The sequence below is a fragment of the Pseudomonas sp. WS 5059 genome (assembly GCF_012985525.1).
GTDB lineage: Bacteria > Pseudomonadota > Gammaproteobacteria > Pseudomonadales > Pseudomonadaceae > Aquipseudomonas.
In genome coordinates, this window is record NZ_JAAQWO010000002.1 from 159,715 (window position 1) to 184,695 (window position 24,981).

At 62.2% G+C, this 24,981-nt stretch carries 23 protein-coding genes; 12 read left to right on the forward strand and 11 right to left on the reverse strand.

The features are described 5' to 3' along the window. Positions 1-11: 11 nt before the first annotated feature. A complete protein-coding gene (locus HBO12_RS05495; RefSeq protein ID WP_169951154.1) occupies positions 12-623 on the forward strand; it encodes a 3'-5' exonuclease in 612 nt (203 codons plus the stop codon). A 64-nt stretch (positions 624-687) separates the two neighbouring features. Here the strand turns inward: HBO12_RS05495 and HBO12_RS05500 are convergent, their stop codons facing one another. After that, positions 688-1,146, reverse strand: coding sequence for an Lrp/AsnC family transcriptional regulator (locus tag HBO12_RS05500; RefSeq protein WP_169951152.1), 459 nt, complete (start codon positions 1,144-1,146; stop codon positions 688-690). Between the two features lie 159 nt (positions 1,147-1,305). On the opposite strand from HBO12_RS05500, the gene yedA reads away from it, so the two are divergent. Together yedA and HBO12_RS05510 are read left to right on the forward strand one after the other, a co-directional pair. Next, on the forward strand, positions 1,306-2,202 hold the full coding sequence (gene yedA, locus HBO12_RS05505; protein ID WP_170041683.1) for a drug/metabolite exporter YedA: 897 nt from the start codon (positions 1,306-1,308) through the stop codon (positions 2,200-2,202). Between the two features lie 48 nt (positions 2,203-2,250). Further along, on the forward strand, positions 2,251-3,582 hold the full coding sequence (locus HBO12_RS05510; protein WP_169951146.1) for a DEAD/DEAH box helicase: 1,332 nt from the start codon (positions 2,251-2,253) through the stop codon (positions 3,580-3,582). A 119-nt stretch (positions 3,583-3,701) separates the two neighbouring features. On the opposite strand, the gene HBO12_RS05515 is transcribed toward HBO12_RS05510, so the two are convergent. After that, the gene (locus HBO12_RS05515; protein ID WP_170041684.1) at positions 3,702-4,937 is read right to left on the reverse strand and encodes a TIGR03862 family flavoprotein; all 1,236 of its coding nucleotides are present in this window, start codon (positions 4,935-4,937) and stop codon (positions 3,702-3,704) included. Between the two features lie 172 nt (positions 4,938-5,109). Then, complete coding sequence (locus HBO12_RS05520; RefSeq protein ID WP_169951142.1) at positions 5,110-6,030, reverse strand: histone deacetylase family protein; 921 nt, start codon at positions 6,028-6,030, stop codon at positions 5,110-5,112. A 75-nt stretch (positions 6,031-6,105) separates the two neighbouring features. Between HBO12_RS05520 and HBO12_RS05525 the strand changes: the two genes are divergently transcribed. From HBO12_RS05525 to HBO12_RS05535, 3 genes are all read left to right on the forward strand, one after another. Beyond that, positions 6,106-6,675: a GNAT family N-acetyltransferase gene (locus tag HBO12_RS05525; protein WP_170041685.1), complete on the forward strand. Its 570-nt coding sequence runs from the start codon at positions 6,106-6,108 to the stop codon at positions 6,673-6,675. Positions 6,676-6,746: 71 nt separating this feature from the next. Beyond that, positions 6,747-7,616, forward strand: coding sequence for an acyl-CoA thioesterase II (tesB, locus tag HBO12_RS05530; RefSeq protein ID WP_169951138.1), 870 nt, complete (start codon positions 6,747-6,749; stop codon positions 7,614-7,616). Further along, positions 7,613-8,200 carry an HAD family hydrolase gene (locus HBO12_RS05535; RefSeq protein WP_170041686.1) on the forward strand — a complete coding sequence of 196 codons (588 nt, stop codon included), beginning with the start codon at positions 7,613-7,615 and terminating at the stop codon, positions 8,198-8,200. The genes tesB and HBO12_RS05535 overlap by 4 nt, the downstream gene beginning before the upstream one ends. A gap of 126 nt (positions 8,201-8,326) precedes the next feature. On the opposite strand, the gene HBO12_RS05540 is transcribed toward HBO12_RS05535, so the two are convergent. The 3 genes from HBO12_RS05540 to HBO12_RS05550 form a co-directional block, all read right to left on the reverse strand. After that, the gene (locus tag HBO12_RS05540) at positions 8,327-9,304 is read right to left on the reverse strand and encodes an alpha/beta hydrolase (RefSeq protein WP_170041687.1); all 978 of its coding nucleotides are present in this window, start codon (positions 9,302-9,304) and stop codon (positions 8,327-8,329) included. Continuing rightward, a complete protein-coding gene (ypfJ, locus tag HBO12_RS05545) occupies positions 9,305-10,192 on the reverse strand; it encodes a KPN_02809 family neutral zinc metallopeptidase (protein ID WP_170041688.1) in 888 nt (295 codons plus the stop codon). It abuts the gene before it with no gap. A 167-nt stretch (positions 10,193-10,359) separates the two neighbouring features. Beyond that, on the reverse strand, positions 10,360-10,773 hold the full coding sequence (locus HBO12_RS05550) for a hypothetical protein (protein ID WP_169951132.1): 414 nt from the start codon (positions 10,771-10,773) through the stop codon (positions 10,360-10,362). Positions 10,774-10,968: 195 nt separating this feature from the next. On the opposite strand from HBO12_RS05550, the gene HBO12_RS05555 reads away from it, so the two are divergent. Continuing rightward, positions 10,969-11,847: a DMT family transporter gene (locus HBO12_RS05555; protein WP_170041689.1), complete on the forward strand. Its 879-nt coding sequence runs from the start codon at positions 10,969-10,971 to the stop codon at positions 11,845-11,847. 1 nt (position 11,848) lies between these two features. On the opposite strand, the gene HBO12_RS05560 is transcribed toward HBO12_RS05555, so the two are convergent. Then, on the reverse strand, positions 11,849-13,183 hold the full coding sequence (locus HBO12_RS05560; protein ID WP_170041690.1) for an MFS transporter: 1,335 nt from the start codon (positions 13,181-13,183) through the stop codon (positions 11,849-11,851). A gap of 254 nt (positions 13,184-13,437) precedes the next feature. Here HBO12_RS05560 and quiC point away from each other — a divergent pair, with 254 nt between their 5' ends. After that, positions 13,438-15,333: a 3-dehydroshikimate dehydratase QuiC gene (quiC, locus tag HBO12_RS05565; protein ID WP_170041691.1), complete on the forward strand. Its 1,896-nt coding sequence runs from the start codon at positions 13,438-13,440 to the stop codon at positions 15,331-15,333. A 71-nt stretch (positions 15,334-15,404) separates the two neighbouring features. Then, positions 15,405-16,070, forward strand: a complete 666-nt coding sequence (locus tag HBO12_RS05570; RefSeq protein ID WP_057958369.1) for a TetR/AcrR family transcriptional regulator — start codon at positions 15,405-15,407, stop codon at positions 16,068-16,070. A gap of 74 nt (positions 16,071-16,144) precedes the next feature. Here the strand turns inward: HBO12_RS05570 and HBO12_RS05575 are convergent, their stop codons facing one another. Next, positions 16,145-16,999, reverse strand: coding sequence for a shikimate dehydrogenase (locus HBO12_RS05575; protein ID WP_170041692.1), 855 nt, complete (start codon positions 16,997-16,999; stop codon positions 16,145-16,147). Then, the gene (gene aroQ, locus HBO12_RS05580) at positions 16,996-17,433 is read right to left on the reverse strand and encodes a type II 3-dehydroquinate dehydratase (RefSeq protein ID WP_032861827.1); all 438 of its coding nucleotides are present in this window, start codon (positions 17,431-17,433) and stop codon (positions 16,996-16,998) included. The genes HBO12_RS05575 and aroQ overlap by 4 nt, the downstream gene beginning before the upstream one ends. A 216-nt stretch (positions 17,434-17,649) precedes the next feature. Here aroQ and HBO12_RS05585 point away from each other — a divergent pair, with 216 nt between their 5' ends. The 3 genes from HBO12_RS05585 (at position 17,650) to HBO12_RS05595 (ending at position 22,222) form a co-directional block, all read left to right on the forward strand. After that, a complete protein-coding gene (locus HBO12_RS05585; protein ID WP_032861829.1) occupies positions 17,650-18,171 on the forward strand; it encodes an RNA polymerase sigma factor in 522 nt (173 codons plus the stop codon). A 62-nt stretch (positions 18,172-18,233) separates the two neighbouring features. Further along, on the forward strand, positions 18,234-19,220 hold the full coding sequence (locus tag HBO12_RS05590) for a FecR domain-containing protein (protein ID WP_170041693.1): 987 nt from the start codon (positions 18,234-18,236) through the stop codon (positions 19,218-19,220). 251 nt (positions 19,221-19,471) lie between these two features. Continuing rightward, complete coding sequence (locus HBO12_RS05595) at positions 19,472-22,222, forward strand: TonB-dependent receptor (RefSeq protein ID WP_170041694.1); 2,751 nt, start codon at positions 19,472-19,474, stop codon at positions 22,220-22,222. 247 nt (positions 22,223-22,469) lie between these two features. On the opposite strand, the gene trmA is transcribed toward HBO12_RS05595, so the two are convergent. Beyond that, positions 22,470-23,549 carry a tRNA (uridine(54)-C5)-methyltransferase TrmA gene (trmA, locus tag HBO12_RS05600; RefSeq protein WP_169951114.1) on the reverse strand — a complete coding sequence of 360 codons (1,080 nt, stop codon included), beginning with the start codon at positions 23,547-23,549 and terminating at the stop codon, positions 22,470-22,472. Further along, positions 23,546-24,841: an NCS2 family permease gene (locus HBO12_RS05605; RefSeq protein ID WP_169951112.1), complete on the reverse strand. Its 1,296-nt coding sequence runs from the start codon at positions 24,839-24,841 to the stop codon at positions 23,546-23,548. The genes trmA and HBO12_RS05605 overlap by 4 nt, the downstream gene beginning before the upstream one ends. Between the last annotated feature and the right edge of the window lie 140 nt (positions 24,842-24,981).

Genomic DNA, 24,981 nt, shown 5'->3' on the forward strand with positions numbered 1-24,981 from the left:
TTGGAACAGGTTTGGAACGTATAGCGGTCATCGACTTTGAAACCACCGGCATCTCGCCGAGCAGCAGTTGCCGGGCCACGGAAATCGCCGTGGTCATCCTGGAGCAGGGCCAGATCGTGGACCGCTACCAAAGCCTGATGAACGCCGGTGTACGCGTGCCGGGGTTTATCGAGCAACTGACCGGCATCAGCAACGCCATGCTGCGCAGCGCACCGCCGGCCGAGCGGGTGATGAACGAGGTCAATGAATTCGTCGGCACTACACCGCTGTTGGCGCACAACGCCGCGTTCGACCAGAAGTTCTGGGACTTCGAACTGGGCCTGATCCGCCGCACCCGCCTGCAAAAATTCGCCTGCTCGTTGCTCCTGGCCCGCCGGCTGATGCCCACGGCGCCCAACCACAAACTCGGCACCCTGACGTCCTACGCGCAACTGCCCCACACCGGCAAGGCTCACCGGGCGATGGCGGATGCGGAAATGGCGGCCAACCTCACCGCCCACCTGGCCCAGGAACTGCGCCGCACCCACGGCTTGCGCGAGCTGTCCCATGATCTGCTGTGCAGCTTGCAGAAAGTACCGGCGGCGAAGATCACTGATCATCTGAAGAAACATCGCGGGTTCTGATCCCAATCCTGAGAACAACCAAGATCACGCTGTGGGAGCCGGGCTTGCCCGCGATGGCGCCCGCTCAGGCACCGCCATTCTTCCCCTCCAAATGCCCCAGCGGCACCCGCCGCGCTATGGCGCTCGACAAGATGATCGAGGTCTTGCTGAAGCCGAACTTCGCCACCCGGTTGATCAGGTTTTCCAGTTCCGGCATCGAGCCCACCGCCGCCTGCATGATCACGCATGGGTCCCCGGTGACTCGGTGGCATTCGGTCAGCTCGGGGATTTCTGCCAGTGCGTCGTACACCTTCTGGCTGCCGTTGTTGGTCAAGCGCAGTTCGATCGTGCACTGGATCGGCAAGCCGATCTTGGACAGGTCCACTTTGGCCTGGTAGCCGGTGATCACGCCGCTGGCTTCCAGCTTGGCCACGCGCTCGGCCACGGCGGGGGCGGAGAGGTTTACGGTGCGGGCCAATTGCGCGTAGGTAGCGCGGCCATCCTCCAGCAGGGCGCTGAGGAGCATGCGGTCGTATTTGTCCATGATAAGGCTCTGGCAATAGGGGGCTTTCGAATACAAGGCTTATAGCCCTGATAACCATGATTTGAAAAGTGTATGGGCGCTTTAAACAGGTTTTGTAACTTATGTTTACGGGCGTGGATTCCTAAAATAGCGATCCCTTGTCCTGCCGCAGAGCTGCCCATGCCTGGCCCACGTCGTTTTCCCTTACCGTTGATCGCCGCTTTTTTTGCGTTGTACGTGATCTGGGGTTCCACCTACCTGGTGATCCGCATTGGCGTGGAGTACTGGCCGCCGCTGATGCTGGCGGGGATTCGTTTTTGTACGGCGGGGGCGCTGATGTATGGCTACTTGCGCTGGCGCGGGGTGCCGGCGCCGACCTGGGCGCAGTGGAAAGCCGCGGGCATGATCGGCATCTTGCTGCTGACCTTCGGTAACGGCGCGGTGAGTGTGGCTGAACACACCGGCGTGACCTCCGGTGTCGCCGCGCTGGCGGTGGCGACGGTGCCGTTGTTTACCTTGCTCTGTGGATATTTCTGGGGCGCGCGTAATACCCGTCTGGAGTGGGCCGGGGTGATTCTGGGGATGATCGGCATCGCCATGCTCAATATGGGCTCCAACCTGCAATCGAGCCCGCTGGGCGCTGGTTTGCTGTTGTTCGCCGCCGCTTCCTGGGCTTTTGGTTCGGTATGGAGCCGGCACTTGCCGTTGCCGCAGGGCGCCATGGCCAGCGCCGCAGAAATGCTGATCGCGGGCGTGGTGCTGTTGATCGGCAGCGCGCTCAAGGGTGAGCACCTTGACGCGATGCCCCCGGTGGAAGGCTGGCTGGCCCTGGCTTACCTGACCGTATTTGGCTCGATCATCGCCTTCAACGCTTATATGTACTTGCTCAAGCACGTGCGTCCGGCAGCGGCCACCAGCTATGCCTACGTCAACCCGGCGGTGGCGGTGTTGCTGGGGATTGTGTTCGTGGGCGAGACCATCGGCCTGGAAGAAGCCCTGGCGATGCTGGTGATTATCAGCGCCGTGTTGCTGATCAGCCTACCCCAGTGGCGCAAGCCGAAGCCGGAAATAAGGTAAACTGCCGCGCATTACGCCCTTGCGCTGAATTTTTCCTACGGTAAACACATGACTTTCGCCACACTTGGCCTGATCGAACCCTTGCTGCGCGCCCTCGAGGCGCTTGGCTACCAGACCCCGACGCCGGTGCAGGCGCAAGCCATTCCGGCGGTGCTGGCCGGTCGCGACCTGATGGCTGCGGCCCAGACCGGCACCGGCAAGACCGCCGGTTTCGCCGTGCCGCTCCTGCAACTGCTGACCCTGGAAGGGCCAAAAGTCACCGCCAACTCGGTGCGCGCGCTGATCCTGTGCCCAACCCGCGAGCTGGCCGAGCAGGTTCACGCCAGTGTTGCCCAGTACGCTGAACACCTGCCCCTGACCACTTACGCGGTGTATGGCGGTGTCAGCATCAACCCGCAGATGATGAAGCTGCGCAAGGGTGTCGACGTGCTGGTGGCCACCCCTGGCCGGCTGATCGACCTGTTCCGCCAGAACGCGCTGAAACTCAATCAGCTGCAAACCCTGGTGCTGGATGAAGCCGACCGCATGCTCGACCTGGGCTTCTCCGAAGAGCTGGCAAATATTTACCGCATGCTGCCGAAAAAGCGTCAGACCCTGCTGTTTTCCGCGACCTTTTCCGATGATATCCGCCTGCTGGCCGGGCAGATGCTCAATGACCCGTTGAGCATCGAGGTCAGCCCGCGCAACGTCGCCGCCAACACTGTCAAGCAGTGGGTGGTGCCGGTGGACAAGAAGCGCAAGGCCGAGTTGTTTGTGCACCTGATGCGCAAAGGCAAGTGGAAGCAGGTGCTGGTGTTTGCCAAGACCCGCAATGGCGTGGATGCGCTGGTAGATAAGCTACAAGGCTTGGGGATCAATGCCGACGGCATTCACGGCGACAAGCCACAAGCCACGCGCCAACGTGCGCTGGATCGCTTCAAGGCCAGCGATGTGCAGATCCTGGTGGCCACCGATGTGGCAGCCCGTGGCCTGGATATCGAAGATTTGCCGATGGTGGTCAACTTTGACCTGCCGATCGTTGCCGAGGATTACATCCACCGTATCGGCCGCACTGGCCGGGCCGGCAACACCGGCGAGGCGATTTCCCTGGTATGTGCCGATGAAGTGAACATGCTCTCGGCCATCGAGATGCTGACCCGCCAGACCCTGACCCGCAAAATGGAGCAGGACTTCGAACCGGAACACCGAGTGCCGGACACCGACGCCAGCGGCCAGGTGGTGAAGAAGCCGAAAAAACCGAAGAAGCCCAAGACCTCCGGTGGTGGCGGCAAGCGCAACCTGGGCAAGTGGGTGGAGAGCGGTGACGTTGCGGCAGAGCCATCGATCAAGCCGGTGCGCAAGGTGCCTGTGTTTAATACCGGGCCGCGTAAGAAGAAGTAACTTCTTTGGCGCCTGTCAGGGCCTCATCGCAGGCAAGCCAGCTCCTACATTTTGATCTGTGAATACGTTCAAATGTGGGAGTTGGCTTGCCTGCGATGGCGGACTGGAACTCACCGCAACTATCGGCGCTGGAGCCACTCCAGCATGCCCCGCCCCGCCGCCCGCCCGCTGGCAAAACACCCCGTCAGCAGATACCCGCCCGTCGGCGCCTCCCAGTCCAGCATCTCGCCGGCACAAAACACCCCCGGCAATTGCTTGAGCATCAAACGCTCATCCAAAGCTTCAAACGGCACGCCGCCTGCGGTGCTGATGGCTTCGTCCATTGGCCGGGTTTTCACCAGGGTCAACGGCAGAGCCTTGATATCGACGGCCAATTGCTGCGGGTCGTTGAAGTGTTCGGCGGGCGCCAACTCGCGCAACAGCGCGGCCTTTACCCCATCCAGGCCCAACTGGCTGTGCAAATGCTTGCTCATCGAACGTGAGCCGCGAGGCTTGGCCAGTGCCGCCTGCACCTTATCCAGCGGCTTGCCCGGCAGCAGGTCGATATGCACGGTGGCTGAGCCTTCGCGGTTGATCCCTTCGCGAATCGGTGCCGACAGGGCGTAGATCAAACTGCCTTCGATACCCGCGGCGGTGATCACGCATTCACCCAAGCGAGGCTTGTCATCCGCGAGGCCAATGGCGACGTTTTTCAACGGCGCGCCGGCGAATTTGCTCACCATCAATTCGCTCCAGGCTGACACCTCGAAGCCACAATTACTCGGCTGCAGCGGGGCGTAGGGCACGCCTTGGTCTTCCAGCAACTTGAGCCAGGCACCGTCCGAACCCAGACGCGACCAGCTGCCGCCGCCGAGGGCCAGTAGCACGGCATCGCTGTGGACAGTTTTTTCGCCCTCCGGGCTGTGGATAATTAAGCCGCCGTCGGCACTCCAGCCCAGCCAGCGATGGCGGGTGTGGATAACTACCCCCTGGTCGCGCAGGCGCTTGAGCCAGGCCCGTAGCAGCGGTGCGGCTTTCATATCGGTAGGGAATACCCGGCCAGAGCTGCCGACAAAGGTTTCAATGCCCAAGCCATGGATCCATTCGCACAACGCCTCGGCACCGAATTGGCGCAGCAAGGGGGCAATGTCCGACGCACGTTCAGCGTAGCGTGAGAGAAATGCCGGGTAGGCTTCAGAGTGGGTGATGTTCATGCCACCCACGCCTGCCAGCAGGAACTTGCGCCCCACTGATGGCATGCCGTCATACAGCTGCACCCCAACCCCGGCCTGGCTCAGGACTTCGGCGGCCATCAGCCCGGCGGGGCCGCCGCCGATGATCGTGACGTGAAAAGGCTGGGCTGGGATCTGGGGCATGGGGGTGACTGCGGTTCGGCGAAGTAGGGCGAGCATTCTACCCGAGGACCGTCAAACTGCCTGATCAAAAAACGTACACCTTCCTACAAGCTATGCGACGCCTGGCTTACAGGCGGTTACGCTCAAGTTATCCACAGGCCGTTCCACAGGCATTGTGGGTAACGCCCACGTTTCAATGACAACCTGATGACGTCCACACCCGCTGGGCACTGTGGTGCAGGATGCCGTGGCGGCGGGCCAGGGCGTGGCGGTCCTTGCTGTAGCCGCCACCGATCACGCCCACCACTGGGATGTCGCGGCCCAGGCAATGGCGCATCACGCTTTCGTCACGGGCGGCGACGCCGGCGTCTGTCAGCTTGAGGTAGCCGAGGGCGTCGTCCTTGTGCACATCCACGCCCGCGTCATACAGCACCAGGTCGGGCTGATACAAAGGCAGCAGGTAGTTGAGGGCATCGTCCACCACCGTGAGGTAGTCGGCGTCGCCCATGCCCATGGGCAGTGGGATGTCCCAGTCGCTGGTGGCCTTGCGCGCCGGGAAGTTCTTTTCGCAGTGCAGGGACACGGTAATGGCATCCGGCGTGTCGTGGAGGATGCGCGCGGTGCCATCACCCTGATGCACGTCGCAGTCGAAGATCAGTACCCGGTTGACTCGGCCGCTGGCCAGTAGGAAATGGCTGATCACGGCCAAGTCATTGAAGATACAAAAGCCCGCCGGGTAATCGTAATGGGCGTGGTGGGTGCCCCCTGCCAAGTGGCAGGCCAAGCCGTGTTCCAGGGCCTGTTCGGCCGCCAGTAGCGAACCGCCGACCGCGCGCACGGTGCGCCGGGCCAGGGCTTCGCTCCAGGGCAGGCCCAGGCGCCGTTGGTCTTCGCGGGACAACTCACCGCTCATATAGCGTTCGATATAGCCGGGGTCATGGGCCAGGGCGAGTACTTCGGCCGGGCACAACTGGGGGCGCAGCAGTTGGCTGTCCTGGGTCAGGCCGCTGTCGACCAGGTGATCGCGCAGCAGTCGGAACTTGTCCATGGGGAAGCGATGATCCGCCGGGAACTCGGGGCTGTAGTCGTCGTGGTAGATCAGTGGCAAAGGCATGGCAATTTCTGACAGGAACCAGCGAAGGATCTTAACAGCGCTGTACACTCACGCACATGGCAAGGGAGGGGAACGATGGAGCCGATACTGGAGTTGGAAAGCGCGCGCCTGGTGCTGCGCCAATGGCGCGACAGCGATTTGCCGGCGTTTGCCCGGATGTGCGCCGACCCGCAGGTGATGCGCTATTTCCCGGCCCCCCTGGACCGCCTGGAAAGCGCGGCATTGATCGGGCGAATACGTGGTCATTTTGCCGAGTATGGGTTTGGCCTGTGGGCCCTGGAGCGCAAGGACAGCGGCGAGTTTATCGGCCTGACGGGCTTGATGAATGTCGGCTTTGAAGCCGGTTTTACCCCGGCGGTCGAGATTGGCTGGCGCCTGGCCAGCGAGCACTGGGGCCTGGGTTTTGCCAGTGAGGCGGCCTGGACTGCACTGCGTTGTGGGTTTGACCGTTTGCAGTTGGAGGAGATCGTGGCGTTCACCACCGAGGCCAACCTGGCGTCGCAGAAAGTCATGCAGGCCATCGGCATGCATTACGATCCGGCGGCAGATTTTCAGCACCCAAGGCTCGCGGCGGATGATCCGCTGCGCCATCATGTGCTGTACCGCATCACCCGCGCCCAATGGTTGGATACGCTGCACGGATAGGCAGGCCGCCCGATGTTATTACCCGCCGCAGCCAAGACTGCGCGGTTTTGCCCTGTGTGAGGAGAATTTGAATGAGCCAAGTGTTGGAAGATCTGGTCGACTTGCTGACCCTGGAACCGATTGAAGAAAACCTCTTTCGCGGCCGCAGCCAGGACTTGGGCTTTCGCCAACTGTTCGGCGGCCAGGTATTGGGCCAGTCGCTGTCGGCAGCCAGCCAGACCGTCGAAGAAGCGCGGCATGTGCATTCGTTGCACGGCTATTTCCTGCGCCCTGGGGATGCCGGGCTGCCGGTGGTCTATCAAGTGGACCGGGTACGCGACGGTGGCAGCTTCAGCACGCGCCGGGTGACGGCGATCCAGAAGGGCAACCCGATCTTCACCTGCAGCGCCTCGTTCCAGTACGACGAAGAAGGCTTTGAGCACCAGACCACCATGCCGGTGGTGGTGGGCCCCGAGAACCTGCCATCGGAGCTGGAGCTGACCCAGCAGCGGGCGCACCTGATCCCCGAGGCCATGCGCGAAAAACTGCTGTGCCCCAAGCCGATCGAAGTGCGCCCGGTGACCGAAAAAGACCCGTACAACCCGCAGCCGTCCGATCCGGTCAAGTATGTGTGGTTCCGCGCCGATGGCGCCCTGGCCGATGCGCCCGCGCTGCATAAATACCTGCTGGCCTACGCCTCGGACTTCGGCCTGCTGACCACCTCGCTGCTGCCCCATGGCAAGACCGTGTGGCAGAAGGACATGCAAGTGGCCAGCCTTGACCACGCCTTGTGGTTCCACGCCGACCTGCGGGCCGATGACTGGTTGCTGTACGCCATGGACAGCCCGTGGGCCGGCAATTCCCGTGGGTTCTCCCGTGGCAGCGTGTACAACCGCGCCGGCCAACTGGTGGCCTCGGTGACCCAGGAGGGCTTGATCCGCCATCGCAAGGATTGGGCATGAGCCTGGCGCACGTTAAGCACTGGGTGTTTGATATGGACGGCACCCTGACCGTGGCCGTGCATGACTTTGCGGCGATCCGCGTGGCCCTGGATATTGCGCCTGCCGATGACATCCTCACCCACCTGGCAGCATTGCCGGCGGCTGAGGCGGCGGCCAAACATGCCTGGTTGCTGGAGCATGAGCGCGAGCTGGCGCTGGGCTCGGTAGCGGCCAAAGGCGCGGTGGAGTTGGTGCGCGACCTGGCGGCACGGGGCTGTCGCCTGGGGATCCTGACGCGCAACGCCCAGGAACTGGCGCACATCACCTTGAAAGCCATCGGCCTGGCGGACTGTTTTGCCGTGGAAGATGTGTTGGGCCGCGACGACGCACCGCCCAAGCCGGATCCCGGTGGCCTGTTGAAGCTGGCCCAGGCCTGGGAGGTGGCGCCCGCCGAGATGGTGATGGTGGGGGACTATCGCTTTGACCTGGATTGCGGGCGGGCGGCGGGGGCGCAGACGGTGTTGGTCAACGTTCCCGAAAACCCATGGCCGGAATTGGCCGATTGGCATGCCAAGGACTGCGCGGCATTGCGCCAGATGATCTAGCCAACCCCCCACAAATCGCCGGTAGGAGCTGGCTTGCCAGCGATAACGGTGGGTCAGCCAATACAGATGTTGACTGATCCGTCGCTATCGCAGGCAAGCCTGCTCTTACATTTTTGATTAGAGGGATCAGTGGAACACGGCCTTCTGCCCCTCGGGCGAGGTGAACATCTTGTCGCCGTCATGCCCAACCCCTGGCACTTCAACCAACCTCTGGCTCAATTGCGGATGCCGCAGCTTGAGGTAGTCAAAATAGTTGTGCCCACGAATCAGCCGATAAGCCCCCTGGGTCTCGGCCGCGCAGCTCTTGTCCAGGGCCGGGTGGTCGGGGTCGGTATCCTGCTGGCCCAGCAGGTAAGTGATATCGCGCGCGACGTAGGCTTTTTCCAGTTGCTGGGGGCTTTGGCCATTGGCGTAGGCCGGCAGCTTTTGCATGCCGTACTTCCAGTCATTGAAGTCCGGGCAACTGGCCGGGGCAAACTGCACCGGGCGTTGCGGGCTGAAGTAGGCGTAGGACGACGGGTTGGCGATCACATAGCGCAGGCTGATCCCCGCCGCTTGCAGCGCCGGGTGGTCATGGCCGGTCAGGGCAAAGCGCTGCACCACCTGCCCGCCACCGGAATGCCCGGCGACCACTATTTCCTTGAGGGCCGGGAACAGCTTGCGGTTGCCCAAGTGCTTGATGATCTGGTCCAGGGCGCCGTAGGAACTGATCTGGCCATGGCCGATTGACGCCTCGCCAGCCATCCACCCATTGCCATGCCAGCGCAGCACGCTATCGCCCAGGTGATGGCGCTGGATATCGGCCGCGTTGAGAAACTGCGGCGCGATCACCAGGGTATTGGCACTTTGCCCGGCATGGGCCGCTGCGTCTTCGGCGCTTTTGAGGTAGGTCTGGGCGTTGCGCAGCCGGCCATGCACGATGATCAGCGCGCGGGTCACCTGCGGCAGTGGCTGGCGCCAGTCCTGGCTCAGGCCCAGGCTCAGGTCGCCGGCTTGCAGGGTGAAACGTTCGGGGCTGACCACCTTGACCGCCTGCCCGGCGGCGAAGGTGGTGGCAGAGCAGGTGACCATCAAGCCCAGCAGCCATGCGGATCGTCTGTTCATTTAAAGACTCTTGGCCGAAAACGTATCGCATTGGCTGATCTGGCCCTGGGCAAAGCCAGTCTTGAACCAGCGGACCCGCTGCTGCGAGGTGCCATGGGTGAACGAGTCGGGTACCACGCGGCCCTGGCCCTGTTGCTGCAGGCGGTCATCGCCGATGGCGTTGGCGGCGTTCAGTGCTTCTTCGATGTCGCCCGGTTCCAGCCAGTTCAGGCGCTTTTGCGCGCGGTTGGCCCAGACTCCGGCGAAGCAGTCGGCCTGTAGTTCCTGGCGCACCAGCAGGCCGCCATCGCCTTGCATCTGCCGGCCTTGCTGGCGCGCGACCTGGATCTTCGACGAAATCCCCAGCAGGGTCTGCACGTGGTGGCCGACTTCGTGGGCAATCACATAGGCCTGGGCAAAGTCGCCAGCCGCCTGGAAGCGTTGGGACATTTCCCGGAAGAAATCCAGGTCCAGGTAGACCTGCTGGTCGCCCGGGCAGTAGAACGGGCCGCTGGCGGAGGTCGCGCCACCGCAGGCGGAATTCACCCGGCCACGGAACAGGATCAACTTGGGGTTCTTGTAGGCCAGGCCGTTTTCCTGGAACACCTGGCCCCAGGTGTCTTCGGTGTCGCCCAGTACGGCGCGTACGAAGTCTGCCTGCTCATCATTGGCGGGCGTTGCCTGGCGTGTTTGCGGGCTGACCGAAGGGGCCTGCTCGGTCATCTGGCCGCTCAGTTGCCCGAGGATCTGCATCGGGTCCTGGCCGGTGAGTAGGCCGATGCCGACGATCAGCACAATGGCGGTCAGGCTCAGGCCCTTACCGCCGCCAAAGCGCATGCCGCCGCCACCGCCGCCGTCATTGCGCGCGTCGACCACGTTGTCGCTGCGTCGACCCTTTTTCCATAGCATGGGGCAATCCTCTTGATGTACCTGTTTGCACCGCGTTTTTGTAGGAGCCGGCTTGCCGGCGATGGTCGTCAACGATGATGTTGGCTACCTGACGCCCCGCGCGCTAAATCGGCTGCTATCGCCGGCAAGCCGGCTCCTACAGTGGGGGTTGTGATTGAGTATGGCCGTTATTCGCGGCAATACCCTTCGCCCGTATTGACCACCAGGCAATCTTTTTTATCTGCCAGCCATTTCAAGCCAGTGGCTGCGCCGTCGCCGGCACGCAGCATCTGCGGGCCGTCCGGGCGGTTGAAGGTGATGCCGTCTTCGCTGGCCTCACCTTTAAACGTGCCGGAGGCGTCGGCATCCAGGCCGTATTGCATGCTCAGCAGGTAATGCCCGCGGCCGATGCTGTCGTCCTTGCTGACGGTCAGGTGCAGGCCTTCGACGCCGATCCACTTGCCGACCCATTTGTCGGTGGGCGGGGTTTGCGGCACCAGGGTCGCCTGGACCGATGGCGGTGCGGGCTTCGGGGCCTCGGGGGCTTTATCGCAGGCGCTGAGCAGGGCGAGGGTCGAAAGGAGCAACAGGGTTTTTTTCATCGGGGATTGGCCTTGGTTAAAAAGCCTGCAATGGCAGGCTGGCGTGCAGCGTTGGACTGGGTTTGGGCGAATTAGTGCGCTGATCGCCCGCTGTTTGGTTATGCTCTTGAGACCGATGCACCACCCGCTCTAGATTAGCGCGTTGAGTGCCACTGCTTGCGGCGGTCATTTCAGCCTGTCACGCACGAGAATTCAATGACCCTCAGCACCCCTCTTTCCGGCGTCAACCATCCCTTCAAGGGCATCGTGCTGATTGTGCTGGCGACGTTTTTGTTTTCCAGCCACGACGCCTTGTCCAAATACCTCGCCGGCTTCTATCCGATCGTGATGGTGGTGTGGGCCCGCTACATGGTGCATACGCTGCTGATGGCGGGGATTTTCCTGCCGCAATCGGGCCTGCGTGTGCTGCGCAGCAAGCGCCCGTTGTTGCAGGTGGCCAGGGCCTTGTGCCTGTTGGGTACCAGCCTGTTTTTTACCGCAGCCCTGCATTACATCCCGCTGGCGGAGGCCACGGCGGTGAACTTCCTCGCGCCGATCCTGGTGACGTCCCTGTCGGTGCCGCTGCTGGGCGAGCATGTAACGCGTGGCCAGTGGCTGGCGGTGATCTGCGGGTTTGTCGGGGTGATCATCATCGTGCACCCGGGCGGTGAGTTGTTCACCCCGGCGGTGTTGTTGCCATTGGTCTCGGCGTTGTTCTTCTGCTTCTACCAACTGCTGACCCGCATCCTCAGCCAGTACGACAGCCCGACCACCAGCAACTTCTTCGCCGGCCTGTGCAACACCCTGGTGATGAGCGCGCTGGTGCCGTTTTTCTGGGAGGTGCCGAGCCTGGGCCACGGCCTGTTGATGCTGGCGCTGGGCACCTGCGGGATGACCGCGCACTTGATGCTGACCCAGGCCTTCCGCTTTGCCGCGCCGGCCTTGCTGGCACCGTTTGGCTATTGCCAGATCGTGTTTGCGGGGTTGTTGGGCTGGCTGGTGTTCAATCACACCCCGGACCTGACCACGGTGGTCGGGATCGGGGTGATCTGCCTGAGTGGCTTGGCCGCTGCCTGGCAGCAGCGGCGGCGTTGAGTCACACCGCGACGGTGGGGATCTTGCGCGGCGCCATGAAGTACATCCAGGTCAGGGCGATGAAGTACATCGCCGGGATCAGGGTGAACAGCACGGTGTAGTTGTTATGGGTCACGGTCAGGATATGGCCGACGATCTGCGTCATGAACATCCCGCCGATAGCCGCGCACATCCCGCCAAAGCCAAACACCGTGCTCATCATGTGCTTGGGCGTGTAGTCCATCACCAGGCTCCAGATGTTGGCAGTCCAGGCCTGGTGCGCGCCGATGGCCAGGGAGATGGCAAACACCGCGACCCAAAGCTGGCTGGAACCTGCGGCCATGATCACGCCGACGATGCAGCAGGCAAACAGCAGCATCGACAGCAAGCGCGCCTTGATCGGCTGCATGCCGCGCCCGATCAGGAACGAGGACAGAATCCCGCCGCCCACGCTGCCGAAGTCTGCCGTCAGGTAAATGATGATCAGCGGGATACCCATCTGCGTCACGTTGATCCCCAGGTTGTATTGCTGGTTGAGGAACGGCGGCAGCCAGTACAGGTAGAACCAGAACACCGGGGCGGTCAGGGCATAGGCAATGGCGAAGGCCCAGGTGCCGCGCATGCGCAGGATGCGGCTGAAAGGCACGCGGGGCTGTTCCGGCTCGACTTCCTGTTGCACGTAGTCCAGTTCTGACTGTTTTACGCTCGGATGGTCTTCCGGGTTGTAGTACTTCAGGCCCCAGAACACCAGCCAGATCCCACCCAGTGCCGCCATGCACAAAAAGGCGGCCTGCCAGCCCCACACATGCAGCACCAGCGGCAGCAGCATTGGCGTGAGCATGGCGCCGACGTTGGTGCCGGCGTTGAAAATCCCGGTAGCCACTGCTCGCTCGCCGGCGGGGAACCACAGGCGGGTGGTCTTGACGCAAGCGGGGTAGTTGGCCGCTTCGGTCAGGCCGAGGATAAAGCGGCAGACCATAAAGCCTACCGCCGAGGTCGCCAGGCCGTGGGCGCCGGTGGCGATGCTCCACAACAGCACTGCGCAGAAGAACACGCGCTTGACGCCGACCCGGTCGATCAACCGGCCTTGCAACACAAAACCAATGGCGTAGCCGACCTGGAACCAGAAGTTGATGTTGGCGTAGTCCATCGCCGTCCAGCTCATCTCCTTGGCCAGGATCGGTTGCATCACGCCCAGGGCGGCGCGGTCGATGTAGTTCAGGGTGGTGGCGAAAAACACCAGGGCCAGCATGCCCCAGCGGGTTTTGCCAACGGCGAGGGCGCCGCGAATCTTGTCGCCAATGGCCGCTTGCGGGTTGCCGGGGCGCGGGGCCACGGCGGAATTTTGCGAAGGCATGAGAGGTACCCGTTTTTTGAAATTTTTATGGTGTGTTCTGGGTCTTGATCACAGGTAGGCGCCTTGAGAAAACGGCCCTGGATGCGCAATCGATGGTGCGCAGTGGCTAAAAAATCGTCAATTCGCCAATCGCCATTGTGTTCGATAATCGCCCATAAAACTAACCGGTTGGTACATTTTAAATTGCTGCTTTATCGCGCGCGGCCAATAATTTGCCGCAAACAAGACCAGCCTTCATTGCCGGGAGTCACCCCATGCAACGTTCCATCGCCACTGTTTCCTTGAGCGGCACCCTGCCGGAAAAGCTCGAAGCCATTGCTGCGGCCGGGTTTGATGGGGTGGAAATCTTCGAGAACGACTTGCTGTATTACGACGGCAGCCCCCGTGAAGTGCGGCAGATGTGTGCCGACCTGGGCATTGCCATCACCTTGTTCCAGCCGTTTCGCGACTTTGAAGGATGCCGCCGTGAACGCCTGGCGCGCAACCTGGAGCGGGCCGAGCGCAAGTTCGACCTGATGCAGGAGCTGGGCACTGACCTGGTGCTGGTGTGCAGCAATGCCTCGGCGGATTCCACGGGCGAGCATTCGATCCTGCGTGATGACCTCAGCCTGCTGGCCGAACACGCCGGGCGTCGTGGCTTGCGCATTGGCTATGAAGCCCTGGCCTGGGGCCGGCACGTCAATACCTGGCAACAGGTGTGGCAACTGGTGCGGGAGATCGATCACCCGAGCCTCGGGGTGCTGCTGGACAGTTTTCATACCTTGTCGCTCAAGGGCGATCCGGCGGCTATCGCCCAGATCCCTGGTGACAAAATCTTCTTCGTGCAAATGGCCGACGCGCCGATCCTGGCCATGGACGTGCTGGAGTGGAGCCGGCACTTTCGCTGCTTCCCTGGCCAGGGCGAGTTCGACCTGCCGGGTTTTCTTGCGCCGATCATCCAGAGTGGCTACACCGGGCCGCTGTCCCTGGAGATTTTCAACGATGGCTTTCGCGCCGCGCCCACTCGGGCCAACGCGGCGGATGGCTTGCGCTCGCTGCTGTACCTGGAAGAGAAGACCCGCCAACGCCTGGAGCAGCAGGCCACGCCGTTGGATATCCTGTTTGAGACCCCGGCCGCCAGCGAGTACGACGGTATCGAGTTCCTGGAGTTTGCAGTGGATGAAAACCTCGGCGCCCGGCTGACCCAATGGCTGCAACGCCTGGGCTTCGTCAAGGCCGGGCAGCACCGTTCCAAGAGTGTGAGCCTGCTGCGCCAGGGTGATATCAACCTGATCCTCAACTGCGAGCCGTACTCCTTTGCCCACAACTTTTTCGAGGCCCATGGCCCGTCGTTGTGCGCCACGGCGATTCGCGTCAAGGACAGCGCCAAGGCCCTGGAGCGGGCGGTGGCCTACAAGGGCCAGCCTTATCGCGGCCTGGTCGGGCCCAACGAGTTGGAGCTGGCGGCGGTGCGTGCGCCGGATGGCAGCCTGATCTACCTGGTGGACCAGCATGCCGGCGGGATCTACGACACCGATTTCAACCTGCAAGCGTCCAGCACCAGCGGCGGCGGCTTGCTGCGCATCGACCATATGGCCATGGCTTTGCCGGCCGACAGCCTCGACAGTTGGGTGCTGTTCTACAAGAGCCTGCTGGATTTCGAGGCCGACGATGAAGTGGTGCTGCCGGACCCTTATGGCCTGGTCAAGAGTCGGGCGCTGCGCAGCCGCTGCAGTTCGATCCGCCTGCCGCTGAATATTTCCGAGAACCGCAATACGGCAATTTCCCACGCGCTATCGAGCTACCGTGGCTCCGGCGTGCACCACATTGCCTTCGATTGCGCGGATATTTTCGCCGAAGTCAGCCGGGCCAAGGAGGCGGGCGTGCCACTGCTGGATATCCCGCTCAACTACTACGATGACCTGGCAGCGCGTTTTGATTTCGACGATCAGTTCCTCAGCGAACTGGCGTACTACAACGTGCTGTACGACCGTGACGCCCAGGGCGGTGAGCTGTTTCATGTGTATACCGAACCGTTCGAAGGGCGGTTTTTCTTCGAGATCATCCAGCGCAAGAACGGCTACGCCGGCTATGGCGCGGCCAATGTGGCGGTACGCCTGGCGGCCATGGCGAAGTCACGCAGCGGCGCGGTGCGCCAGGCCAAGTTGTAGGGCGTTGGCGCTTCCTTCGTGAGACGCGGCGGCCCATAATCACGGCCTGCATAAATGGCCGTGAGCGCACCATGACCCCGACGTCCGAACTGCCCGACGCCCCCCTGGCGCCGCGCAAGAGTCGCAAGAACAACCCGGAAAAAACCCGCGAGAACATTCTGCAAGAGGCCATTGTCGAGTTCGTGCAGCAGGGGCTTTCCGGGGCGCGGGTGGACGCCATCGCCGAGCGCATCCACACCTCCAAGCGCATGATCTATTACTACTTCGGCAGCAAGGAGCAGCTGTACGTCGAGGTCCTGGAAAAGCTCTACGGTGATATCCGCAACACCGAAACAAGGATGAACCTCACCGAGCTGGAACCCCGGGAAGCGATCCGGCGCCTGGTGGAGTTCACCTTCGACCACCATGACCAGAACGTGGATTTTGTGCGGATTGTCAGCATCGAGAACATTCACAACGCCGAGTATGTGAAACAGTCGGATGCGATCAAGGCGATGAACAGCAATATCCTGGAGGCGTTGGGCGCGACCTTGCGCCGGGGCGCGGAGCTGGGGGTATTTCGCGCGGGGCTGGAGCCGCTGGATGTGCATTTGCTGATCAACTCGTTCAGCTTTTACCGGGTCTCCAACCGGCATACCTTCAGTGAGATTTTTCAGATCGAATTGTCGGATGAAGCGATCAAGCAACGGCATCGCGCGATGATCTGCGAGTCGGTGCTGCGTTACCTGCAGGCCTGATCCACCGCCGAATTCAATGTCGTGCGGGCTTGTGTGGGAGCTGGCAAGCCAGCTCCCACATTAGGATCCGGTTTCTACAGTGAGGTATTCATGTGTTGGAAATGATCGAGCATCCTTTGTGCATCTGCTTTCTCACCACTGAACAACTCAAAGGCCTTCACCGCCTGGAACACCGCCATATTCCCTCCATCCAGCGTGCGGCAGCCCAAGGCCCGGGCGCTGCGCAGCAGCTCGGTTTCCAGCGGGAAGTAGACGATTTCCGCGACCCACAAATCTGCGCGTAGCAACACGGCTGGCACTGGCATGCCCGGTAGCTTGGCCATGCCCATGGGCGTGGTATTGACCAGCCCGTCAGCCGCCGCCATCGCGCTGTCCAGATCACTGGCGGCATGCGCGCGGCCGGGGCCGAAATGCTGGTTGAGGTTATCCGCCAGGCTTTGCGCGCGCCCATGGTCCATATCGAAAATACTCAACTGCCCGACACCTTCGGCCAGCAGCGCATGGGCCACTGCCGCGCCCGCGCCACCAGCGCCCATCTGCACCACGCGCTGGCGGGCAGCCTCATGCAGGCCACGGCGAAACCCTTCGGCGAAACCCAGGCAGTCGGTGTTGTGACCGATGCGCTTGCCATCGCGCCAGACCACGGTGTTGACCGCGCCGATGCCCCGGGCTTCGGGCGACAGCTCATCGAGCAACGGCAGGATCGCCTGCTTGCACGGGTAGGTGATGTTCAACCCGGTGAAGTTCATCTGCTCGGCGGCCTTGAGCAGCTCGGGCAGGGCGCTGCTGTCCAGTTGCAGCGGGTCCAGGTCGATCAGTCGATACAAGTAGCGCAGACCCTGGGCATCGCCTTCCTGCTCATGCAGGGCCGGCGTGCGGGACGCCTGGATGCCCGCGCCGATCAGGCCGGCAAGAATGCGCGGTTTCATTTGAGCTCCCGACTGAAATGTTCGAGGGCCAGGTGATAACCGTGGCTGCCAAACCCGGCGAGCACGGCCTTGGCGATAGGGGAAACAAAGGAGTGATGACGGAAGGGTTCACGGGCATGCACGTTGGACAGATGCACTTCGATCACTGGCAGTTCACTGGCCACCAGGGCGTCGCGGATGGCCACCGAGGTGTGGGTCCAGGCCGCCGGGTTGATCACAATCCCGGCGCACCGGGCGCGGGCGCCATGAATCCAGTCCAGCAACTCGCCTTCGTGGTTGGTCTGGCGAAATTCCAGTTTCAGCCCGAACTGTTCGGCACTGCGCCCACATAGCGCGGCGACGTCAGCCAGGGTCTCGTGGCCATAGGTGGCCGGTTCGCGGGTGCCGAGCAGGTTCAGGTTGGGGCCGTTGAGGACCAGTACGATAGGCGGCATGGGGATGTCTCCACTGTTGTTTTTATTGATGGAGACAAAATGTACTGAATGGTTAATTTGGTCAATTGGCCAGGCGTCATGCCGTGGATAACCGTTCGATTATCGAACGCTGAATACGGCCTGCCGGTACTGCCCAAGAGTTGATATCAATTGAAAATCATTCTCGACAACGCTTAAGATGCCCGCCTGTTTCCTTTACATCCCCAGGGAGTCGGTTTGTCGGACGTGGATCTCAAGGGCCTGTTTCTCAAGCATGCCGATACCCTGCGCCGGTATTTGCTGCGCAAGGTACGGGACCCTCAGTTGGCTGCGGACCTGGTGCAGGAGAGCTTCCTGCGCCTGGCGCAAAAGCCGTCCAGCGAGCGGATCGACAACTCCCAGGGTTATCTCTACCGCACGGCGAGCAATCTTTTGATCGACCATATCCGCCAGGAGGCCCGGCGCAAGACCGACTCCGTGCCCCATGAGGCGTTGGCCGAGATTGAAGATGAAGTGGCCGGGTTGGAGGCTCAGGCAATGGCGCAGCAACAGCGACAGGCATTGAAGCAGGCGTTGGCGGAACTGCCGGAGCGCACCCAGCAGATTTTCCGCCTCAACCGCGTCGAGGGCATGACCCACGCCCAGGTTGCGCGGCATCTTGAAATTTCCGACAGTTCAGTGCAAAAGCATCTGGCCAAGGCACTGGCGCATGTCATGCAGCGTTTGCGGGAGGGCGATGTGACGCCGTCCGACGAATGATTTACTGAAAAAACGCTGCTCAAACGTCACTGTTTCATACAACGAGAATTCGAGACTCACACGTGAATAGCCAGGAGTCGCAACAGCCCAGCATTACCGAGGTCGCCGCCGATTGGGCGGTGCGCCTGCATGCGGGCGGGCTGGGTGTGCAGGAACACGCCGAACTGCAACGCTGGATTGCCAGCGACAGCCGCCACGCCGCGGAACTGGATTTTGCCCGGCAGACCTGGGCGGCGCTGGGTGATTTGCCAACAGATACGCCCGTGCATCGCCAGCGCCCGCCGTCGGCAGGCATGCCACTGCGCCGCGCCCAGCGTCGGCGGCCATGGCGCGTGGCCGCAAGTGTCGCGCTGTTGCTGGTGGTCGCCGGAATTGGCTGGTTGCAGGCGCCGCAAGCCTTGTTGCAGATGCAGGCCGACTACCTGACCGCCAAGGGCGAAGTGCGCATGGTGCGCCTGGCGGACGGCAGTACCGTGGAGCTGGATTCCTCCAGCGCCATCCGCCTGGATTTCGACGGCGAGCAGCGGCGGATCAGCCTGCTGGCCGGCTCGGCGATTTTTGACGTGGCGCCCATGGTCGGGCAGGAAACCCGGCCGTTCGTGGTGCAAAGTGCCGGCGGGCAAACCCGGGCCCTGGGCACGCGTTTTGTGGTCGGCCGCGAGGCAGACGACCAGGCGTGGGTGGGCGTGCTGCAACACAGCGTGGCCGTGACCCAGCAAGACCAGCCGCAAACCACGGTCCTCGAGGAGGGGCAGGCCGCCCGCTACAGTGCGCAGGACGGTGTGAAAGGCCTGCCCGGCTTCGACCTGGCGCGGGCCACCAGTTGGCGGCGCGGGGTGCTGGTGTTCGACCGCCAGCCGCTGGCCAAGGTGGTTGCAGAGCTCAATCGCTACCGCCCCGGGCGGGTGGTGCTGCGCAATGCCGAGCTGGGCAAGCGTGAAGTCAGTGCGGTGGTGCGCCTCGACATGCTGGACAAGGCGCTGGGCACGTTGACCGAAGAGCTGCAGGTGCACCGCTTTGATCTGGCGGGTGTCAGCCTGATCTACTGACATACCGCAAACCTCCCTGTGAACGGGCGCTTTTGTGTGGGCGCTGGCTAGCCTGCGATAGCATCACCTCGGTCTACCTGGTAGACCGAGTTGCCTGCATCGCCGGCAAGCCAGCTCCTACACAAGCCCGCATTCCTGGCCGATCTTCAAACAATTTTCAAAAAGCCTTACTGACTCCCTGTACCTGACGCGTCTTGCTAATCGAGAAGTATTCGCATAAACAAAAAACGCTCAGCGAAGGGATCACAACGATGTCTGCAATCACCAAAGGGCGCGTCACCGGCAGCCGGTTGGCCCTGGCCATTCACTTGGGTCTGTTTGCCAGCGCCGGGCAGGCCTACGCCGCCGCCCCGGTGGCCGGCGCTTCGCAGCCTGCGACGCTGATGTTCGATATTCCCGCCCAACCCCTGGGCGGCGCGGTCCTGGCGTTTGCCGACCAGGCTGGTTTGCAGGTGCTGTTCGATAGCCCGCGCCTGCAAGGCCTCAGCAGCACCGCGCTGAAGGGCCAATACAGTGTCCAGGAAGGCCTGGGGCGTTTGTTGGGCAGTGCGCCGGTGGAGTATCGCTTCACCGGCGAGCGCCAGGTCACCCTCAATCGCGTCAATGTCGAACAGGACAACGCGTTGACCGTTGGCACCACCACCATCAACGCCAACACCAACGGCAAGCCCAGTGACTGGGTGTATGAAACCCCGCGCTCGGTGGCGGTGATCACCCGCGAGCAGATCGACAAGCGCCCACCCCGGCACGCCGCCGACATGCTCGAGGAAACCGCCGGTGTCTACACCGCCGTCAACCAGCGTGACCCTGGCTTGTCGGTGAATATCCGTGGGGTGCAGGACTATGGCCGGGTCAATATGAACATTGACGGCATGCGCCAGAACTTCAACGTCAACGGCCACCAGCAGCGCAACGGCACGATGGTGATCGACCCTGAATTTATCTCCAGCATCGAGATCGACAAAGGCAGCCAGTCGGGCATGGGCGGTGCGGCGGTGCTCGGTGGCATTGCGTCATTCAAGACCCTGGACGCCAGCGAGTTCCTGGCCGATGGCAAGGAGTACGGCGGGCGTCTGCGCGCGGGTAATGGCATCGGCAAACTGGGCAATGGCACCCACTTCAATGGCAGCGGTGTATTTGCCTTTGGCGATGAGCGTGGCGATGTGCTGCTGGGTTACAGCGAGCGGCATTTCGGCGATTACCACGCCGGCACCCACAACGACCAGAAGCTGGGCACCAACCTGCGCGCGCGCAAGTATCAGCCCGAGGCGTTTGACGATTGGTTGAACAGCGAGGTCGGCGATATGGGCAGCGTGACTCGCTCGCAGATCGTCAAACTGGGCTTGAACCTGCCCAATGACCAGCGTGTGCAACTGAGCTACCTGCAAAGCGACAGTGACAGCAACGACGCCTGGGCCTATACCGCCGACGATGCACAAAGCGTTTACTACCGGCGCGTGAGCAAGAACAACCTTGCGGCCAAGAACGTCGCGCTGGACTACAGCTACACGCCAGACAACCCGCTGATCGATTTCAAGGCCAAGGCGTATTACGTCAGCACCCAGTTGGAGCGCACCAATGCGCCAAACCTGTCGTCACCTGGTACGGGCAACGAGGTTGGCGGCTACACCGATCACTTCCAGACCGATACCTGGGGCCTGCAAGCGGACAACACCTCGCGCTTCGATTTCGAGGCGCTGGGCCGGGTCAAATGGAACTACGGCCTGGAGATGTACCAGGACCAATTCAAGCCGCGCACCAACAAGGTCGAGGCGGTCAACCTCCAGGGGCTGCTGCCGTATGTCGAAGGCGACACCCCGGGCGGTAAACGCACCATCGCCAGCTTGTTCAACAACCTGCAATACGAATATGGCAACTGGCTGACCCTGGATGCCGGCCTGCGTTACGACCGCTACCGGCTTGAAGGCAAAACCGGGATGACCCTGTACAAGCGCGACCGTTTCTACAACAGCCTGGTGGGCGCCAAGCGTGTGGCCGAGGTGTTTGATATCGATAATGAAGAGGGGCACTTCTCGCCCACCTTCGGCATCGGCGTCAAGCCGGGGCTTGAGTGGATGCAGCTCTATGCGCGTTGGGGCGAGGGCTGGCGCCCGCCGGCGGTCACGGAAACCTTCATGACCGGTCGCCCCCATGGTGGCAGCTCGGCAGAGCGGGTGTTCCCCAACCCGTACCTTAAGGCTGAAGAGTCGCGGGATTGGGAAATGGGCGTCAACGTGTTCAAGGAAGGGCTGTTTTTCAACGACGACCGCCTGGGCATGAAGGTCGCCTACTTCGATACCAAGATCGACAATTTCTCGTTCCTCAACCACAGCGTCAGCTTGCCAGATACCAGTGTCGGCGGTTTTCTCGGAACCATGGCCTACGTCAACAACACCGGCCCGACGCGCTTTCGCGGTATGGAGTACCAGCTCAACTACGACATGGGCCGGGCCTACGCCAACCTGAGCTACACCCATATGATCGGCAGTAACGACTTCTGCTCGAAGAACTACTACATGGGCGGAGCCAAGACCAGCGGGCCGCGGACTACGCGGATCGAGTCCTACATCCGCCCGGACGGGCGCCCCGGCATCCGGCCGGTCACTACTTATGAAGTGCTGGATGATGACGTTGCCAACAACAAGGAAAGTTGCGGGCGGATCATGGGCAACGCCACCTATATGCCGGCGGATCGCGGCTCGGTGACGTTGGGCGCGCGGTTCCTGGAAAAACGCCTGGATACCGGCGTGCGGGTGCGCTACAGCTCGGGCAACGGTGCCAACCTCAACCAGCAGGGTTATGACTTTATCGACCAGGCACTGTGGCCGCAGTACACCCTCTACGACCTGTATGCCAGTTACTGGATGACCGACCACTTGAACCTTGGCCTGGCCCTGGAAAACGCCACCGATGAAGCCTATTTCGTGGCCATGGGCGACGCCAACAACCTCAGCCTGGCGCGGGGCCGTACGTTGAGCGGGATGCTTGAGTACAAGTTCTGAGCAAGGTGCTCCAGCCTTCCGGCCCTGGCACTTAGAAGGCGCCGCCAAGTCGGCCGCCGCCCGCGCCAATGGCAAGCAGGGCGGCCGGCCACGCAAGGAGCAATGATGCACAGCCGGGGTAGCGGGCTTATGTGGGAACGGGCTTGCCCGCGATTACGGTGGGTCAGCCAGATAGATTTTGACTGATACACCGCAATCGCGGGCAAGCCCGCTCCTACATTTTTCCAGATCTGCAGGGACCGAGGGTTTAGCGCCGGGTCAGCAGCACGCCCGATTCCATATGGTGGGTCCACGGGAACTGGTCGAACATCGCACACCGGGTGATGCGGTGCGTGTCGTGCAGTTGCGCAATGTTCGCCGCCAGCGTTTCCGGGTTGCAGGAGATGTACAGGATGTTCTCGAAGCGCCGGGTCAACTCGCAGGTGTCCGGGTCCATGCCTGCGCGGGGCGGGTCGACGAAGATGCTGGCGAACTCATAGCTCTTGAGATCGATACCGTGCAGGCGTCGGAATGGCCGCACTTCGTTCAGGGCTTGGGTCAGTTCTTCGGCGGACAGGCGCACCAGGGTGACGTTATCCACTGCGTTTTCGTCGAGGTTGCTCAGGGCGGCGTTGACCGAGGTCTTGCTGATCTCGGTGGCCAGCACTTTGCGCACGCGGGTAGCCAGGGGCAGGGTGAAGTTGCCGTTGCCGCAATACAGCTCCAGCAGGTCATCACTGCGATCGCCCAGGGCGTCATAGGCCCAGTTGAGCATCTTCTGGTTCACCGTGCCGTTGGGCTGGGTGAAGGCGCCTTCGGGCTGGCGATAGCTGAAGGTGCGACCGCCGACATCGAGTTTCTCCACCACATAGTCGTGGCCGATCACATCGCGCTTGCCCTTGGAACGGCCGATGATGCTGACGTTCAGGTCGGCCGCCAGCTTGTTGGCAGCGGTGTGCCAATGCTCATCCAGCGGGCGGTGATAGCACAGCGTGATCATCGCATCGCCGGCCAGGGTGGTGAGGAACTCCACCTGGAACAGCTTGTGGCTCAGGGCGGCGCTGGCTTGCCAGGCGGCCTTGAGTTGCGGCATCAGCTGGTTGATGCGCAGGCTGGCGATGGGAAACTCTTCGATCAGGATCGGCGTGCGCTTGTCGTCCTGGGAGAACATCGCGTAGTGGCGCTGACCGCCTTCGCGCCACAGGCGGAACTCGGCGCGCAGGCGGAAGTTCTGCAGGGGCGAATCGAATACCTGTGGCTCGGGCGCATCGAACGGCGCGAGCAGGTCACGCAAGCGCGTGACCTTTTCTTGCAGTTGCAGGGCGTAACTTGCTGCGTCAAAAGTCATGCGGGGAACCAGCCTAGCTTGATCACGAACAGGATCGACAGGATCACCAGCGCTGGGTTGAGTTCACGGTAGCGGCCTGTCAGCAGCTTGATACCGGTCCAGGCGATGAAGCCGAAGGCGATGCCGTTGGCGATGGAGTAAGTGAAGGGCATCGCCAGGGCGGTGATCACCACCGGCGCGGCAACAGTAATATCGTCCCAGTCGATTTCCGCCAGGCCCGAGGTCATCAACACTGCGACAAACAGCAGCGCGGGTGCGGTGGCAAATGCCGGGACGCTGGCCGCCAGCGGCGAGAAGAACAGCGCCAGCAGGAACATGATCGCGACCACGATGGCGGTCAGGCCAGTGCGGCCACCCGCACTCACGCCAGCCGCCGACTCGATGTAGCTGGTGGTGGTCGAGGTACCCAGCAACGAACCGGCCATGGCCGCAGTGCTGTCGGCAATCAGGGCGCGGCCCATTTTCGGCATGTGGCCGTCCTTGCCCATCAGGCCGGCGCGCTTGGCGACGCCGATCAGGGTGCCGGAGTTGTCGAACAGGTCAACGAACAGGAAAGCGAAGATCACGCTGATCAAGCCCACGTCCAGGGCGCCGGCGATGTCCAGTTGCAGGAAGGTCGGGGCCAGGGACGGAGGCATCGATACCACGCCGCCGAATGGGGTGACGCCGAGCGCGATGGCGGCGATGGTCACCGCGAGGATGCCGATCAACACCGCGCCGCGCACTTTCAAGGCTTCCAGGGCCACGATCAGGAAGAACCCCAGGGTGGCGAGGATGGGGGCGGGTTTGGCCAGGTCGCCCATGCCCAGCATGGTCGCCGGGTTGCTGACCACGATGCCGGCGTTATGCAGGGCGATCAGCGCTAGGAACAGGCCGATACCGGCGGCAATCGCCGAGCGCAGGGGCAGGGGGATGGCATTGATGATCCATTCGCGGATGCGGAAGATCGACAGCAGGAAAAACAGCACGGCGGAGATAAACACCGCACCCAGCGCCACTTGCCAGGTATGGCCCAGGTGCAGGACCACGGTGTAGGTAAAGAAGGCGTTCAGGCCCATGCCCGGTGCCAGGGCAATCGGGTAGTTGGCGATCAGGCCCATGATCGTCGAGCCGATGGCCGCCGCCAGGCAAGTGGCGACAAACAGCGCGCCCTTGTCCATGCCGGTCTCGCCGAGAATGCTCGGGTTGACGAACAGGATGTAGGCCATGGCCAGGAATGTGGTGATACCGGCGAGAATCTCGGTACGCACGTTAGTATTGTGTGCCTTGAGTTGAAACAGCTTTTCCAGCATGCCTGCTCCCTGTGGCGCGCTCGGCGCCGTGATTTGTTGACCTCAAAGTCAAAGCACAAACTGCGCCAAGCGCCGCGTGTTTTCTACAGAGGATCGGAAAAAGCGGCGCATCATACCAGCAGGTCGACGGCCTGTGGCGC

Excerpts from the sequence above, each read along its gene's own strand:
- HBO12_RS05500 (WP_169951152.1), bottom strand. The coding sequence starts at position 1,146 with ATGGACAAATACGACCGCATGCTCCTCAGCGCCCTGCTGGAGGATGGC.
- yedA (WP_170041683.1), top strand. The coding sequence starts at position 1,306 with ATGCCTGGCCCACGTCGTTTTCCCTTACCGTTGATCGCCGCTTTTTTT.
- HBO12_RS05510 (WP_169951146.1), top strand. The coding sequence starts at position 2,251 with ATGACTTTCGCCACACTTGGCCTGATCGAACCCTTGCTGCGCGCCCTC.
- HBO12_RS05515 (WP_170041684.1), bottom strand. The coding sequence starts at position 4,937 with ATGCCCCAGATCCCAGCCCAGCCTTTTCACGTCACGATCATCGGCGGC.
- HBO12_RS05520 (WP_169951142.1), bottom strand. The coding sequence starts at position 6,030 with ATGCCTTTGCCACTGATCTACCACGACGACTACAGCCCCGAGTTCCCG.
- HBO12_RS05525 (WP_170041685.1), top strand. The coding sequence starts at position 6,106 with ATGGAGCCGATACTGGAGTTGGAAAGCGCGCGCCTGGTGCTGCGCCAA.
- tesB (WP_169951138.1), top strand. The coding sequence starts at position 6,747 with ATGAGCCAAGTGTTGGAAGATCTGGTCGACTTGCTGACCCTGGAACCG.
- HBO12_RS05535 (WP_170041686.1), top strand. The coding sequence starts at position 7,613 with ATGAGCCTGGCGCACGTTAAGCACTGGGTGTTTGATATGGACGGCACC.
- HBO12_RS05540 (WP_170041687.1), bottom strand. The coding sequence starts at position 9,304 with ATGAACAGACGATCCGCATGGCTGCTGGGCTTGATGGTCACCTGCTCT.
- ypfJ (WP_170041688.1), bottom strand. The coding sequence starts at position 10,192 with ATGCTATGGAAAAAGGGTCGACGCAGCGACAACGTGGTCGACGCGCGC.
- HBO12_RS05550 (WP_169951132.1), bottom strand. The coding sequence starts at position 10,773 with ATGAAAAAAACCCTGTTGCTCCTTTCGACCCTCGCCCTGCTCAGCGCC.
- HBO12_RS05555 (WP_170041689.1), top strand. The coding sequence starts at position 10,969 with ATGACCCTCAGCACCCCTCTTTCCGGCGTCAACCATCCCTTCAAGGGC.
- HBO12_RS05560 (WP_170041690.1), bottom strand. The coding sequence starts at position 13,183 with ATGCCTTCGCAAAATTCCGCCGTGGCCCCGCGCCCCGGCAACCCGCAA.
- quiC (WP_170041691.1), top strand. The coding sequence starts at position 13,438 with ATGCAACGTTCCATCGCCACTGTTTCCTTGAGCGGCACCCTGCCGGAA.
- HBO12_RS05570 (WP_057958369.1), top strand. The coding sequence starts at position 15,405 with ATGACCCCGACGTCCGAACTGCCCGACGCCCCCCTGGCGCCGCGCAAG.
- HBO12_RS05575 (WP_170041692.1), bottom strand. The coding sequence starts at position 16,999 with ATGAAACCGCGCATTCTTGCCGGCCTGATCGGCGCGGGCATCCAGGCG.
- aroQ (WP_032861827.1), bottom strand. The coding sequence starts at position 17,433 with ATGCCGCCTATCGTACTGGTCCTCAACGGCCCCAACCTGAACCTGCTC.
- HBO12_RS05595 (WP_170041694.1), top strand. The coding sequence starts at position 19,472 with ATGTCTGCAATCACCAAAGGGCGCGTCACCGGCAGCCGGTTGGCCCTG.
- trmA (WP_169951114.1), bottom strand. The coding sequence starts at position 23,549 with ATGACTTTTGACGCAGCAAGTTACGCCCTGCAACTGCAAGAAAAGGTC.
- HBO12_RS05605 (WP_169951112.1), bottom strand. The coding sequence starts at position 24,841 with ATGCTGGAAAAGCTGTTTCAACTCAAGGCACACAATACTAACGTGCGT.